At 38.4% G+C, this 13,040-nt stretch carries 17 protein-coding genes; 14 read left to right on the forward strand and 3 right to left on the reverse strand.

Features of this window, described 5'->3' with window-relative positions:
* Positions 1-20: 20 nt before the first annotated feature.
* The 8 genes from atpB (at position 21) to CD039_RS11705 (ending at position 6,450) form a co-directional block, all read left to right on the forward strand.
* Positions 21-749, forward strand: a complete 729-nt coding sequence (gene atpB / locus CD039_RS11670; RefSeq protein ID WP_103372454.1) for a F0F1 ATP synthase subunit A — start codon at positions 21-23, stop codon at positions 747-749.
* Positions 750-792: 43 nt separating this feature from the next.
* Complete coding sequence (gene atpE, locus CD039_RS11675; protein WP_002471666.1) at positions 793-1,005, forward strand: F0F1 ATP synthase subunit C; 213 nt, start codon at positions 793-795, stop codon at positions 1,003-1,005.
* A 95-nt stretch (positions 1,006-1,100) separates the two neighbouring features.
* Positions 1,101-1,622, forward strand: a complete 522-nt coding sequence (locus CD039_RS11680; RefSeq protein ID WP_103372455.1) for a F0F1 ATP synthase subunit B — start codon at positions 1,101-1,103, stop codon at positions 1,620-1,622.
* A complete protein-coding gene (locus tag CD039_RS11685) occupies positions 1,622-2,161 on the forward strand; it encodes a F0F1 ATP synthase subunit delta (protein ID WP_103372456.1) in 540 nt (179 codons plus the stop codon). Before CD039_RS11680 ends, CD039_RS11685 begins: the two co-directional genes overlap by 1 nt.
* Positions 2,162-2,184: 23 nt before the next feature.
* Positions 2,185-3,693 (forward strand): F0F1 ATP synthase subunit alpha, encoded by a 1,509-nt coding sequence (gene atpA, locus CD039_RS11690; protein WP_002471614.1) that lies wholly within the window; start codon positions 2,185-2,187, stop codon positions 3,691-3,693.
* 31 nt (positions 3,694-3,724) lie between these two features.
* Positions 3,725-4,591 (forward strand): ATP synthase F1 subunit gamma, encoded by an 867-nt coding sequence (gene atpG / locus CD039_RS11695; protein ID WP_103372457.1) that lies wholly within the window; start codon positions 3,725-3,727, stop codon positions 4,589-4,591.
* A 21-nt stretch (positions 4,592-4,612) separates the two neighbouring features.
* A complete protein-coding gene (atpD, locus tag CD039_RS11700; protein ID WP_002471643.1) occupies positions 4,613-6,025 on the forward strand; it encodes a F0F1 ATP synthase subunit beta in 1,413 nt (470 codons plus the stop codon).
* A 20-nt stretch (positions 6,026-6,045) separates the two neighbouring features.
* Positions 6,046-6,450: a F0F1 ATP synthase subunit epsilon gene (locus tag CD039_RS11705; RefSeq protein ID WP_040806347.1), complete on the forward strand. Its 405-nt coding sequence runs from the start codon at positions 6,046-6,048 to the stop codon at positions 6,448-6,450.
* Positions 6,451-6,532: 82 nt separating this feature from the next.
* Here the strand turns inward: CD039_RS11705 and CD039_RS11710 are convergent, their stop codons facing one another.
* A complete protein-coding gene (locus CD039_RS11710) occupies positions 6,533-6,892 on the reverse strand; it encodes a DUF488 domain-containing protein (protein ID WP_103372458.1) in 360 nt (119 codons plus the stop codon).
* A 184-nt stretch (positions 6,893-7,076) separates the two neighbouring features.
* Between CD039_RS11710 and CD039_RS11715 the strand changes: the two genes are divergently transcribed.
* From CD039_RS11715 to fabZ, 4 genes are all read left to right on the forward strand, one after another.
* Positions 7,077-7,511: a carboxymuconolactone decarboxylase family protein gene (locus CD039_RS11715; RefSeq protein WP_103372459.1), complete on the forward strand. Its 435-nt coding sequence runs from the start codon at positions 7,077-7,079 to the stop codon at positions 7,509-7,511.
* A gap of 203 nt (positions 7,512-7,714) precedes the next feature.
* Positions 7,715-7,948, forward strand: coding sequence for a DUF1146 family protein (locus CD039_RS11720; RefSeq protein WP_103372460.1), 234 nt, complete (start codon positions 7,715-7,717; stop codon positions 7,946-7,948).
* Between the two features lie 327 nt (positions 7,949-8,275).
* Positions 8,276-9,541: a UDP-N-acetylglucosamine 1-carboxyvinyltransferase gene (gene murA / locus CD039_RS11725; protein ID WP_103372461.1), complete on the forward strand. Its 1,266-nt coding sequence runs from the start codon at positions 8,276-8,278 to the stop codon at positions 9,539-9,541.
* A 48-nt stretch (positions 9,542-9,589) separates the two neighbouring features.
* Positions 9,590-10,030 (forward strand): 3-hydroxyacyl-ACP dehydratase FabZ, encoded by a 441-nt coding sequence (gene fabZ, locus CD039_RS11730; protein WP_103372462.1) that lies wholly within the window; start codon positions 9,590-9,592, stop codon positions 10,028-10,030.
* Positions 10,031-10,128: 98 nt separating this feature from the next.
* Here the strand turns inward: fabZ and CD039_RS11735 are convergent, their stop codons facing one another.
* Positions 10,129-10,569 (reverse strand): YwpF-like family protein, encoded by a 441-nt coding sequence (locus tag CD039_RS11735; RefSeq protein ID WP_070504678.1) that lies wholly within the window; start codon positions 10,567-10,569, stop codon positions 10,129-10,131.
* A 192-nt stretch (positions 10,570-10,761) separates the two neighbouring features.
* Here CD039_RS11735 and CD039_RS11740 point away from each other — a divergent pair, with 192 nt between their 5' ends.
* Both CD039_RS11740 and CD039_RS11745 read left to right on the forward strand, forming a co-directional pair.
* Complete coding sequence (locus CD039_RS11740) at positions 10,762-11,184, forward strand: single-stranded DNA-binding protein (RefSeq protein ID WP_103372463.1); 423 nt, start codon at positions 10,762-10,764, stop codon at positions 11,182-11,184.
* 398 nt (positions 11,185-11,582) lie between these two features.
* A complete protein-coding gene (locus CD039_RS11745) occupies positions 11,583-12,323 on the forward strand; it encodes a transglycosylase family protein (protein ID WP_103372464.1) in 741 nt (246 codons plus the stop codon).
* A gap of 110 nt (positions 12,324-12,433) precedes the next feature.
* Here CD039_RS11745 and CD039_RS11750 read toward each other — a convergent pair whose 3' ends face one another.
* Positions 12,434-13,039 carry a CHAP domain-containing protein gene (locus tag CD039_RS11750; RefSeq protein WP_240595163.1) on the reverse strand — a complete coding sequence of 202 codons (606 nt, stop codon included), beginning with the start codon at positions 13,037-13,039 and terminating at the stop codon, positions 12,434-12,436.
* Between the last annotated feature and the right edge of the window lies 1 nt (position 13,040).

Below are 13,040 nucleotides of genomic sequence, written 5' to 3' on the forward strand. Positions count from 1 at the left end.
TACAAGAAAGAGGTGAGTTTATGAAACACGATCATCCTCTTGTCACATGGAAACTCTTCGGATTCGATATCATTTTTGATTTATCTTCCATTCTTATGATGGTGATTACAGCGCTTATCGTTTTTATTATCGCAATCATATGTACTCGTAATCTGAAGAAGCGTCCATCAGGCAAGCAGAACTTCATCGAATGGGTGTTTGACTTCGTAAGAGGGATTATTGAGAGTAACATGGTGTGGAAGAAAGGTGGCCAGTTCCACTTCCTAGCTGTCACGTTGATACTCTTTATCTTCGTCGGAAATATGTTGGGTCTTCCAATGTCTATTGCTTCCGGTGATGATAAATTGTGGTGGAAATCACCGACAGCTGATCCTACTGTCACATTGACACTCTCAACATTGATGGTTCTTCTTACACACTTCTATGGTGTGAAGATGAAAGGTGCTAAGACGTACTTTGTAGATTATGCAAAACCGTATTGGCCTTTAGCAATCATCAACATCTTTGAAGAGTTTACTTCAACTCTTACGTTAGGTCTCCGTCTTTACGGTAATATCTTTGCTGGTGAACTTCTCTTAGGTTTACTTGCAACACTTGTGTTCGCACAACCAGCATGGGGCTGGATCATTGGGCTACCTGGTCTTGTCGTTTGGCAAGGTTTCTCAATGTTCGTCGGTACAATCCAAGCTTACATATTCCTTATGTTAGCTATGGTATACATGTCCCACAAAGTTCAAAGCGGCCATTAATATTTAAATTATTACTTATTTACTATTAGGAGGATTTTATAATATGAATTTAATAGCAGCAGCAATTGCAATCGGTTTATCAGCATTAGGTGCAGGTATCGGTAACGGTCTTATCGTTTCAAGAACAGTCGAAGGTGTAGCGCGTCAACCAGAAGCACGTGGACAATTAATGTCAATTATGTTCATCGGTATTGGTTTAGTTGAGGCATTGCCTATCCTTGGTCTTGTAATTTCATTCATCGTAATGTCTAGATAATTACAGTCAGTTAAAGGCGAAGTCAGCCGACTTTCGCCATTCATTTTTGTTTACAAGCATTACGCTATTATGAATGAAAGGAGTGTACTGAGGAAGTGACTGCGACTACAAACAGTTTCGTACTCGGTGCGACGCACGTCCCTCAGTGGGGTACTGTAATTGTAACGTTAATTACATTCGCAATCTTACTTGCCTTACTGAAGAAATTTGCTTGGGGACCATTAAAAGAAGTAATGGACCAACGTGAACGCGATATCAACAAAGATATCGACGATGCAGAACAAGCAAAAGCTCGCGCACAAGAGTTAGAAGAAAGAAACCAACAAACACTTAAAGAAACTCAAGAAGAAGTACATCGTATTATTGAGGACGCTAAAGTCCAAGCACGTCAACAACATGAAGAAATTATTCATGAAGCGAACGTGCGAGCTAATGGTATGATTGAAACAGCACAAAATGAAATCAATAGTGAAAAAGAGCGTGCTTTAGCAGATATTAACAATCAAGTATCAGAGCTTTCAGTTCTGATTGCGTCTAAAGTTCTTCAAAAAGAAATTTCTGAACAAGATCAGAAAGCATTAGTTGAAAAGTATATCAAAGAGGCAGGGGATAAATAATGGCTCAATTAGCAAAGAAATATGCCAAAGCCCTTTACGATGTCGCCCTTGATAAAGATATGCTTGAAGCAATTTACGAAGAATTTGCAACGATTGATCAAGCTGTTGAATCTTATGTCGACGCTTTGAGAGATTTAGACGAAGATCCTGCTAAGGATGTGCATCAAAGACGTAGATTCGTCACAAACGTATTCAAAGATGTGAACGACTATATTGAGAATATGCTCTACATACTAGCTGACAATCGTCACCTTAGTTATGTAGCAGACGTATTTAAAGTGTTCCAAGCACTTTACAATGAGCATCACAACCAAGATTTCGCAGAGATCGAGTCTGTATATCAATTATCAGAAGAAGAGATTGAACGTCTTTCTGATGTAATCAAACAACAAACAAATTTAGATCATCTCATCGTAACTAATCATGTTAATCCTTCTCTTATCGGTGGTATTAGAGCGAAAGTAAATACTAAAGTGATGGATGCAAGTGTACAGAATGATCTAAGAAAGCTAGAAAAGCAATTTACTAGAGTGAATTAATAAACGAAGAAGGAGTGACATAGATGGCCATTAAAGCTGAAGAAATCAGTGCATTATTACGCTCACAAATCGAGAATTATGAGTCGGAAATGTCTGTAACTGATGTTGGTACGGTACTTCAAATCGGTGACGGTATCGCACTTATCCACGGTTTAAATGACGTTATGGCTGGTGAGCTTGTAGAATTCAAAAGCGGCGTTCTAGGTTTGGCACAGAACTTAGAAGAATCAAATGTCGGTGTCGTTATTTTAGGGCCATATGATGACATTAGCGAAGGCGACGAAGTGAAACGTACAGGTAGAATCATGGAAGTCCCTGTAGGTGACGAACTTATCGGTCGTGTCGTTAACCCATTAGGTCAACCTATTGATGGACAAGGTCCAATTCATACTGAAAAAACACGTCCAGTAGAGAAGAAAGCAACTGGCGTTATGGATCGTAAATCAGTTGACGAACCATTACAAACAGGTATCAAAGCGATTGACGCACTTGTACCAATTGGTAAAGGTCAACGTGAATTAATCATCGGTGACCGTCAAACAGGTAAGACAACAATCGCAATCGATACAATCTTGAACCAACATGACCAAGATACAATTTGTATCTACGTTGCAATCGGACAGAAAGAATCAACTGTTCGTGCTAACGTTGAGAAATTACGTCAAGCTGGTGCATTAGACTACACAATCGTCGTATCTGCGTCAGCATCTGAACCTTCTCCAATGTTATACATCGCTCCATATGCAGGTGTATCAATGGGTGAAGAGTTTATGTTCCAAGGTAAAGACGTCTTAATCGTCTATGATGATTTAACTAAACAAGCAGCGGCTTACCGTGAACTTTCATTACTATTACGTCGTCCACCAGGCCGTGAAGCATACCCAGGTGACGTGTTCTACTTACATAGTAGACTTCTTGAAAGAGCAGCGAAACTCAATGACGAATTAGGTGGCGGTTCAATCACTGCTTTACCTATCATTGAAACACAAGCAGGGGACATTTCAGCATACGTTCCAACAAACGTTATCTCAATCACAGACGGACAAATCTTCTTACAATCTGACTTATTCTTCTCAGGTGTAAGACCAGCGATCAACGCCGGACAGTCTGTATCTCGTGTAGGTGGCTCTGCTCAAATTAAAGCAATGAAGAAAGTCGCAGGTACATTACGTCTCGACCTCGCTTCATTCCGTGAGTTAGAATCATTCGCTCAATTCGGTTCAGATTTAGACGAATTTACTGCAGCGAAATTAGAACGTGGTAAACGTACTGTTGAAGTGCTTAAACAAGCGCAGAATAAACCACTACCTGTTGAGAACCAAGTGTTAATTATTTACACACTTACTAAAGGCTACTTAGATGACATCCCAACAGAAGATATCACTCGTTTCGAAAGTGAATTTAATGATTGGGCTAAAGTTAATGCAAGTGATTTATTAAACGAAATTAGAACTTCAGGTGCTTTACCTGACGATGCTAAATTCGAACAAGCAATTAACGAATTCAAACGAAGCTTCAGTGTATCAGAATAATTAACTTTGTGAATGAGAAGGTGGTGAGATAATGGCGTCTCTAAAGGAAATAGATACTCGAATTAAATCGACGAAGAAGATGAAACAAATCACTCAAGCGATGAACATGGTTTCTAACTCTAAACTTCGTCGTGCTGAGAAGAATACTAAGCAATTCAAACCTTACATGGACAAGATGCAAGATGCGATTACTGCAGTTGCAGGTGCTGACAAAACAGCGAACCATCCTATGCTTCGACAACGTGAAGTTAAAAAGAGCGGTTACTTAGTGATTACGAGTGATAAAGGCTTAGCCGGAGCGTACAACGCAAATATCCTTAAGAATCTCGTTCAAACTTTAGATGAGAAGCACAATAGCCAAGATGAATTTGAATTGCTCGTCATTGGTCAATCAGGTATAGACTTCTTAGAAAATAGAGGCTATGACATCCGTACAGTAATGACTGATGTACCTGACCAACCTACATTCAAAGATATTCAATCTATCGCTACTAAAGCAGTAGATTTATATAGTGATGAAGAAATTGACGAATTAGAAATCTTCTTTAGTCACTTTGTGAGTGTCTTAGAAAACAAGCCAAGCAAGAAAAAAGTTCTTCCATTATCTCCTGAAGATTCAAGTCTTGGACATGGACAGATGTCTTCATACGAATTCGAACCGGATAAGGCTTCTATATTGAACGTAATCTTACCTCAATATGTTGAAAGCTTAATCTACGGTACAATTCTAGATGCTAAAGCAAGTGAACACGCTGCACGTATGACAGCGATGAAGAATGCATCTGATAATGCGAGCGAACTTATTGATGACTTATCATTAGAATATAACCGCGCACGTCAAGCAGCCATTACACAACAAATCACTGAAATTGTTGGTGGCGCGACAGCTTTTGAATAATAATTAAAGGAGGAATAAAGCATGGGAGTAGGCCGTGTCACACAAATCATGGGTCCTGTCATTGATGTTCGTTTCGAACATAACGAAGTCCCTAATATTAATAACGCGCTTTTCCTTGAAGTTGAAAGAGAAGACGGTACACATAAACTTGCTTTAGAAGTAGCGTTACAACTCGGCGACGATGTCGTTCGTACGATTGCTATGGACTCAACAGACGGCGTAAAACGTGGTGCTGAAGTTCAAGATAGCGGACAAAGCATCAGTGTTCCAGTAGGTGAGAAGACTTTAGGAAGAGTATTCAACGTACTTGGTGAGCCAATCGACTTAAATGGTGAAATCGATAGCTCAGCACGTCGTGATCCTATCCATAGACAAGCACCTGCATTTGATCAACTTTCTACGAATGTAGAAATTCTTGAAACAGGTATTAAAGTAGTAGACTTATTAGCACCTTACATTAAAGGTGGTAAGATCGGATTATTCGGTGGTGCCGGAGTAGGTAAGACTGTATTAATCCAAGAATTAATTAACAACATCGCTCAAGAACACGGTGGTATTTCAGTATTCGCCGGCGTTGGTGAACGTACTCGTGAAGGTAACGACCTTTACTACGAAATGAGCGACAGTGGTGTTATTAGCAAGACTGCAATGGTCTTCGGTCAAATGAATGAACCACCAGGTGCGCGTATGCGTGTTGCACTTTCTGGTTTAACTATGGCTGAATACTTCCGTGATGAAGAAGGTCAAGACGTACTTCTCTTCATCGATAACATCTTCAGATTTACTCAAGCAGGTTCTGAAGTGTCTGCATTATTAGGACGTATGCCATCAGCAGTAGGTTACCAACCAACATTAGCTACTGAAATGGGTCAATTACAAGAGCGTATCACTTCTACTACTAAAGGTTCAGTAACTTCAATCCAAGCGGTCTTCGTACCAGCCGATGACTATACTGACCCTGCGCCAGCAACAGTATTCGCTCACTTAGACTCAACTACAAACTTAGAACGTAAATTAACTGAAATGGGTATCTACCCAGCCGTAGACCCACTTGCTTCTACTTCAAGAGCTTTAGAACCAGCTATCGTTGGTGAAGAGCATTACGAAGTTGCACGTGGCGTACAATCTACATTACAGAAATACCGTGAGTTACAAGATATCATTGCTATCCTCGGTATGGACGAATTATCAGAAGAAGACAAGAAGACAGTTGAACGCGCGCGTCGTATTCAATTCTTCTTATCTCAAAACTTCCACGTAGCTGAACAGTTTACAGGTCAAAAAGGTTCATATGTACCAGTTAAGAAGACAGTTGAAGACTTTAAAGACATCTTAGCAGGTAAATATGACCATATCCCAGAAGATGCATTCCGTCTTGTTGGTGGTATGGAAGATGTACTTGAAAAAGCGAAAGATATGGGTGTTGAAGTTTAATATATTAGGAGGTATGGATGATGAAAGCATTAAGCCTAAACATAGTCACTCCTAATGGTTCTGTTTATGAACGCGAAGATGTTGAACTTGCTGTCTTAAAGACAACAGCTGGTGAAATGGGTGTTATGCATGGACATATACCTACAGTTGCAGCACTTAATATTGGCCACGTCAAAGTAAACTTTGCGAATGGTTCAGAATACATTGCAGTAAGTGAAGGCTTTGTTGAAATTAGACAACACAAATTGTCTATTATCGTTCAAACTGCAGAGCCTGCTACTGAAATAGATGTAGCTAGAGCTGAATTAGCAAAATCTAGAGCAGAATCTCATTTGAGTAGTGAAGATGATAACAGCGACATCTATAGAGCGAAACGTGCTTTGAAACGTGCGAACAATAGAATTCGTGTCGCTAACATGCAATAATATAGAAAAAGAAGTTCCTGTAATGGGAACTTCTTTTTTTGGTTTCTTGTCATTGAGTTGTGTGTAAATGTACGTTTGATGATTATTGATTTTCAAGCAATTCTTTTAAGATGACCGCTTGGTTATGTTCAGTGTCTTTCGCAGCGAAGAGAAGTAAGACGTCTTGTTTGCTTTCTTTAACAATTTGTTTCAATTCTTCAAATGCTTCTTTTTGATCATCGTTTTCTCTGAGCTCTTTTTCATATTTTTCTTTAAAAGCACCAAATAATTGCGGATCATGGTTGAACCATTTTCTTAAATCACTCGTTGGTGCCACCTCTTTAAGCCAATGATCTAAATTAGCATCTTCTTTCGATACACCTCGAGGCCAAACTCTGTCTGTGAGTACGCGTACTCCTTTGTCATCTTTGGCGTCGTAGATGCGTGCAATTTTAACAGCCATATTTATCACCTCACAATCATTATTACCTGAAACTGTAGGTTTAAACGCTCTATAGCTAAAGGGGGCTATCCCTAATGGTAAAATAGATATAATTAAATTAACTTTATAAGCAAATGTGTTGTATAAATACATATTCAGATTAATAATTTAAGTAGAGAGAAATAGAAATAAAGGAGTCTTTATAATGTCTAACAGAATCAATTATGAAAAAGTGAGACCTGATAACATTAAAGTCATGTTTGAAATGGAAAAATTACTGGCAAGTAACGCTATCGATAAAGAATTACAAGAATTAATTAAAATTAGGGTGTCACAAATTAACGGCTGTGCATTCTGCTTGAACATGCACACTGATGATGCGCGGAAAATAGGTGTAGATGAAAAACGCATTTATCTACTTAACGCTTGGGATGACACAGATATTTATAGTGACAAAGAAAAAGCAGCATTAGAACTAGCCGAATCCGTTACTTTAATTTCCGAACGCAAAGTGCCTGACGAACTTTATGATAAAGTAAGAACATACTATAGTGAAGAAGAATATACAGATTTAATCTTTATCATTGGTCAAATCAACACTTGGAACAGAATCTCCATTTCGATGGGCAATAAAGCGTAAAATTTGTAGTTGAATCTCTATACTACCGAGCACACTTATCTGCTCGGTAGTTTCTTTATTTATGTAGCATTACTTCACAAAATATTTATAATCAATAATATTCTCCTTCAAAATTGCATGGTTGACTACCAACTTAGAAAGTATCATTTCGACGCACTTTCATGTACAATTATAGATAACGAATAGAGTAAGGAGCTTAAAAAATGAATTTTTTGAGTCAATTCGCGATAATACATATTCTACTGCATGTAGTCTGTATTTGTGTTGCTTATTGGGCGATTCATTCGTTGCGATTGGATCAGATTTTTAAAAAAGGCTATCCACTCCAAGTACAGGTCGTCATGATATTTCTTGCGATATTATTGGGTACGGCAGTAAGTAACTTTATCGTCGACTTAATCCAATATTCAACGCAAATTAAATATTTATTGAATTGATGTTAGACAAGGCTGATTACTTAAGTATTGAAGTAACATAGTTTCTTAATTTGACTATTAAGAGAGAAATAGACCTTAAGAATGAAAGGCTTGGGCATCAAGGTTATAAATAATTGAGAAAGGGTATGCAATACAATGACGCGATGACGTCATCAACCCTTGTGAACGAGCTCTAAACTTAGCGAAATACAGAGTTCAGTTGACGTCATCTCAGTTAAAGAAAGCAAATTAAATGAGTCTTTATCGGATAGAATTGAGGGGAGAGGAAGCATCTTTAAGGTGGCTTCAACTATCCCATTGGAATCGGAATTAAGTGGAGGATTTAAGATGGATAAGATAGTAATTAATGGTGGCAACACGTTGAGAGGAGAGGTGCAAGTATCTGGCGCAAAGAACGCAGTATTACCAGTGCTGACAGCTTCTCTTCTCGCTAGTAAAGGACAAAGCATCTTGCGTAACGTTCCAGCGCTAAGTGATGTGGAAACAATCAACAACGTGATTTCAACGTTGAACGCTGAGGTAACTTACGACAAGGATAGCGAAAGTGTGACTGTAGACGCGACGAAGACACTTAACGAAGAGGCACCTTATGAATATGTAAGTAAAATGCGTGCAAGCATACTCGTAATGGGACCATTATTGGCACGCCTTGGACATGCGAAAGTAGCACTTCCAGGAGGCTGTGCGATTGGTTCTCGTCCAATAGAACAGCATATTAAAGGATTTGAAGAACTCGGTGCTGACATTCATATGGATGGTGGATTTATCTATGCCAATGCCAAAGATGGCTTGAAAGGTACGACTATTCACTTAGACTTCCCAAGTGTTGGCGCGACTCAGAACATCGTGATGGCTGCGTCATTAGCGCAAGGTAAGACAGTGATTGAGAACGTAGCACGCGAACCTGAAATTGTGGATTTAGCAAATTACATCAACGAAATGGGAGGTAACGTGGTCGGTGCAGGTACGGACACGATTACAATTAATGGTGTTGAAGCGTTACATGGTGTAGAACACGCCATTATCCCAGACCGCATCGAAGCAGGTACATTACTCATTGCAGGTGCGATTACGCGTGGGGATATTCTCGTCAAAGGTGCAATTAAAGAACATATGACGAGTCTTGTTTACAAACTTGAAGAGATGGGCGTGAATCTCGACTATCAAGATGATGCGATACGCGTATCTGCTGATGGCGATCTTAAGCCGGTAGATATTAAGACGCTACCTCATCCTGGATTCCCTACAGATATGCAATCACAAATGATGGCCTTGCTTTTAACCGCAGAAGGTCATAAAGTAATTACAGAAACTGTCTTTGAGAACCGTTTCATGCACGTAGGTGAATTTAAGCGCATGAACGCCAATATTTCTGTAGAAGGACGTAGTGCGAAGCTTGAAGGCAAGAGTTATTTGCAAGGTGCGACAGTGAAAGCGACAGATTTAAGAGCTGCAGCTGCACTTATTCTCGCAGGTCTCGTTGCGGATGGAACGACACAAGTCACTGAGTTGAAACATCTTGACCGTGGCTATGTCGATTTACATGGTAAGTTGAAATCATTAGGTGCAGATATTCAACGCGTGAATGATTAAATGACAGTTCTTGGTAAAATGGATTAAGTTCAAATTGGAGGCAGATTTATGGAAACGGTATTCGATTACAATCAAATTAAAGAAATTATCCCACACAGACAACCTTTCTTGCTCATCGATCGAGTAGTTGAGTATGAAGCGGGACAACGTTGCGTGAGCATTAAACAAGTTTCAGGTAATGAACCCTTCTTCCAAGGTCATTTCCCTGAATACGCGGTCATGCCTGGTGTCTTAATTACAGAGGCGTTAGCACAAACAGGTGCAGTAGCACTTTTAAACAACGAAGCGAATAAAGGTAAACTCGCTTTATTTGCAGGAATTGACAAATGTCGCTTTAAACGCCAAGTTACACCTGGTGACACATTAAGACTAGAAGTGGAAATTACTAAAATGAAAGGGCCAATTGGAAAAGGCTCAGCTAAAGCAACAGTAGATGGGGAGCTTGCATGTAGTTGTGAACTCACATTTGCATTGCAAGATCCACAATAATAGAAGAAACGAGAAAAGCTCGTAGATGTATTGAATGCATCTACGAGCTTTTTAATGTATAGAGATAACTGATATTTAAGGGAGGTATATATGTGCGGTTACTTATTCGCACGTTCATCTTTAAGTTTCGGTTTCGATTTCATCATGCGATTAAAGGTCTTCTTCAATTCTTCGCCGGATAAACCTTCGTCTACGAGTTGCTCAAGTAAGCTTTCAGCGTAAACTTGACGCAACGTATAGATATGACATTCAAAGACTACAGAAATGGTCTTCTCTAGTTTCGTTATACGCTGAATCGTTGCATCAAAGAGTGCAGGGTCGTTAGATGGACGTGTAATTACTACACGGATATCAAGAAGACGACCTTCATCTTGATATTGTTTCATCGCTTCATAATGCGCATCAGAGATGACGATTTCAAGTAACCAACCTGTCCCTCTATTCTCTTTATTAATAATAACGCCATCTTCAAGTTCAAATTCAGTTAAACCGCCTTGTTCAGATACAATTTGAAAGCGGACAGCTTTGAAAGTCTTCATCGTCTCACATCCATTTAAAAAATTTTAAATACTACGATTTCTTTCATTATACATACATTATAACTTATAAATTAATGCAACACGCAAATTTCGTCAATTACTTTAGAGAGAATTGACCGATTATCTCTAAAACTGCACTTTGACTCTCGCTTAAGCTTTAGCATAAGATAAGTTTACCAAAGGAGGTGACACATGCTAAACAATATTACAGTAGTAGGGCGACTTACTAAACATCCTCAAATATATGATAAGGAAGGGAGGAAGAGAGCGACTTTCACTGTTGCAGTGGAACGCAATTATCGTGATAAGAACAATCAACCCATCGTTGACTTTTTATTCTGTAAAGCCTTTGGGAAACTAGCTGAGAATATTGAACACTATCTCAAGCAAGGTTCGCTCGTAGGCATTACCGGTCAATTACACTCAAGCAAATACGAAAAAGAAAGCCAGACACATTTCATTTCCGAGATCAATATCGAATATATTAAGTTTATGTCATCACCCAAATCAGACAATACAGTCCAAACTCACACTTCAAATATAGAATCATATAATCCATTTGATAATCTAGATCCTTTAACTATCAATCCAAATGAAGTTATTGAAATTGTTTAACGAACACAAACTAACTTTCTATTTCTCCTAAATTTATACTTTCATATGGCTACTTTCTATTGACCTTGTCCATTAATAGGAAGTAGCCGCTTAATATTTAGCTTAATTCCCCTTTGACAACCTAATATTATACATACAAAGTGAGCTATTTTCGTGATAAAATATCAGACAAATTACATGAATGTTACATAGTAATACGTAAATTTATAGAAATGAGAACTGTCATGAAAGGAATTTAAGTAAAGCTTACTTTAATCCTAATAAAATTTAATGTAATTATACTGTAAAGAAGTACGTGTTTTTTTTATTTCACTGTAACCTACGAGGCGAATATGGATGTTATAGTAGTAATTGCAAATTAATCATAAAACTAATTACCTTATAGGAGGATTTTTATAATGAAAAAAACATTAATTGCTTCAACAGTAGCAGTAGGATTAGGAGTAACAGGCGTAGCGGGTGGACATCACTCAGCAGACGCAGCTGAACAAGGAGTTAACAAAGCAGAATTAGCTGACTTAGCTCAACATAACCCACAACAATTAAACGAAAGCCCTGTACAAGAGGGTTCATATAACTATGACTTTAATTACAATGGTGCTCATTACCACTTCGAATCAAATGGTTCAACTTGGAGCTGGAGCTGGAATGGATACGGTGAAGCAGCTCAACAAGACAACACTCAAGAAGAAGCAGCAACTACTAGCAACGTAAACACTCAACAAGTTTCAACTCAACAACAACCTAAACAACAACAAGCTCCACAAACAGCTCAAACTCAACAACCTAAACAACAACAAGCTCCACAAACAGCTCAAACTCAACAACCTAAACAAGAATCAACTACACAAGCTCAACCAAAACAACAATCAACTTCATCTAAAGGTTCAAGCGCTGGTACACCAGCAGGTATGGAAGGCATCGTTCAACGTGAATCAGGCGGTGACCCAACTGCAGTAAACCCATCAAGTGGTGCAGCAGGTAAATACCAATTCTTACAAAGCACATGGGATAGCGTAGCACCTTCTCAATACCAAGGTGTTTCTCCTGCTAAAGTACCTGAACATGTACAAGACCAAGTAGCTAATAAATTATGGAATGGTGGATCAGGTGCAAGCCACTGGGCTCCAACTGTATAATTTAGCTGAATCTGGCTGGAAGGATTATTCCTTCCAGCATTTTTTATTATATAGTTAATAGAAAAAGCGATTATGCCTAAACGCATAATCGCTTATTATTATTTCATAATTTATTTCAGTGGTCTTATGAAAACCATTTGACTTTCATAATTATGAGTCACTTTGTGTGCTTTTTCTGTTTTATTAAGTCCACCGCCATACCAATTCTGTTCTAAACTTTCGAATTTTTGTAAGTTTCCATCGACATTACCATTTGTTACTACAGCTACATGACCGAAACCAGAACCGTACTTTTGACCGTTTGTAAAGACTACTAAATCACCAGGTTTAGCTTCGAAATTAGGTGTATTATTATAAACTTTTGCTTCCCCTTTAAAATTATTTGCATTAGGAATATCAATAGCATTGCCTTTAAGTCCATGATTAAATAGGTGAGCCCAGTAATGATTTGCAACGTCTACACATTGGTATCCATAGGCATTATCAAAGTCAATTCCTTTTCCTACTAATGAATTTAGATATTTAAGTTTACTATTTGTATTTGTCTTACTTGGCTTTTTCTTTTTACTTGGCTTTGTGGTACCTTGCTTAGGAACTTTAATTGTTTTTCCTGCTTGAATAGTATTTGGATTTTTAATTTTATTTAATTCTTGTAAATACGATGTTGTAGTTTTAAATTTGTTAGCGATACCTCCAAGTGTATCTCCGTTCTTAATA

Origin of the sequence: Staphylococcus argensis, from assembly GCF_002902305.1 — a bacterium.
GTDB lineage: Bacteria > Bacillota > Bacilli > Staphylococcales > Staphylococcaceae > Staphylococcus > Staphylococcus argensis.

Bases quoted from the DNA above. Each gene is read 5' to 3' on its own strand.
- atpB (WP_103372454.1), top strand. From the start codon at position 21: ATGAAACACGATCATCCTCTTGTCACATGGAAACTCTTCGGATTCGAT.
- atpE (WP_002471666.1), top strand. From the start codon at position 793: ATGAATTTAATAGCAGCAGCAATTGCAATCGGTTTATCAGCATTAGGT.
- CD039_RS11685 (WP_103372456.1), top strand. From the start codon at position 1,622: ATGGCTCAATTAGCAAAGAAATATGCCAAAGCCCTTTACGATGTCGCC.
- atpA (WP_002471614.1), top strand. From the start codon at position 2,185: ATGGCCATTAAAGCTGAAGAAATCAGTGCATTATTACGCTCACAAATC.
- atpG (WP_103372457.1), top strand. From the start codon at position 3,725: ATGGCGTCTCTAAAGGAAATAGATACTCGAATTAAATCGACGAAGAAG.
- atpD (WP_002471643.1), top strand. From the start codon at position 4,613: ATGGGAGTAGGCCGTGTCACACAAATCATGGGTCCTGTCATTGATGTT.
- CD039_RS11705 (WP_040806347.1), top strand. From the start codon at position 6,046: ATGAAAGCATTAAGCCTAAACATAGTCACTCCTAATGGTTCTGTTTAT.
- CD039_RS11710 (WP_103372458.1), bottom strand. From the start codon at position 6,892: ATGGCTGTTAAAATTGCACGCATCTACGACGCCAAAGATGACAAAGGA.
- CD039_RS11715 (WP_103372459.1), top strand. From the start codon at position 7,077: ATGTCTAACAGAATCAATTATGAAAAAGTGAGACCTGATAACATTAAA.
- CD039_RS11720 (WP_103372460.1), top strand. From the start codon at position 7,715: ATGAATTTTTTGAGTCAATTCGCGATAATACATATTCTACTGCATGTA.
- murA (WP_103372461.1), top strand. From the start codon at position 8,276: ATGGATAAGATAGTAATTAATGGTGGCAACACGTTGAGAGGAGAGGTG.
- fabZ (WP_103372462.1), top strand. From the start codon at position 9,590: ATGGAAACGGTATTCGATTACAATCAAATTAAAGAAATTATCCCACAC.
- CD039_RS11735 (WP_070504678.1), bottom strand. From the start codon at position 10,569: ATGAAGACTTTCAAAGCTGTCCGCTTTCAAATTGTATCTGAACAAGGC.
- CD039_RS11740 (WP_103372463.1), top strand. From the start codon at position 10,762: ATGCTAAACAATATTACAGTAGTAGGGCGACTTACTAAACATCCTCAA.
- CD039_RS11745 (WP_103372464.1), top strand. From the start codon at position 11,583: ATGAAAAAAACATTAATTGCTTCAACAGTAGCAGTAGGATTAGGAGTA.